This window comes from Gemella sp. GH3, from assembly GCF_013415425.1.
In the GTDB taxonomy this organism is placed as follows: Bacteria; Bacillota; Bacilli; order Staphylococcales; family Gemellaceae; genus Gemelliphila.
Genome location: NZ_JACBYC010000247.1, coordinates 1 through 409, shown reverse-complemented (window position 1 = coordinate 409; position 409 = coordinate 1). Strand labels below are relative to the sequence as shown.

Below are 409 nucleotides of genomic sequence, written 5' to 3'. Positions count from 1 at the left end.
CAATATATCTTCGGCGACTGTGCCATCAACCCTGAATTAGATGCTCAAGGATTAGCTGAAATTGCTGTAGAAAGTGCTAAGTCTGCACTAAGCTTTGGTATGGAACCAAAAGTAGCAATGTTAAGCTTCTCTACAAAGGGCTCTGCTAAATCAGACGACGTGACTAAAGTTCAAGAAGCATTAAAATTAGCTCAAGAAAAAGTTCAATCTGATAATATTGAAAATGTTGTGATTGATGGGGAATTCCAATTTGATGCTGCGATTGTCCCTAGTGTAGCTGAGAAAAAAGCGCCTGGCGCTAAAATTCAAGGAGACGCTAATGTGTTTATCTTCCCAAGTCTTGAAGCAGGTAACATTGGCTATAAAATTGCACAACGTTTAGGTGGTTATGATGCAGTTGGTCCTGTTC

Annotated in this window: 1 protein-coding gene; it reads left to right on the top strand. The window is 39.9% G+C overall.

Going from position 1 to position 409, the window contains the following annotated elements; genetic code table 11:
- Window positions 1-409, top strand: a 409-nt coding sequence (locus HZY83_RS08035) for a phosphate acyltransferase (protein WP_255460167.1), incomplete at both ends; no start/stop codon positions are given.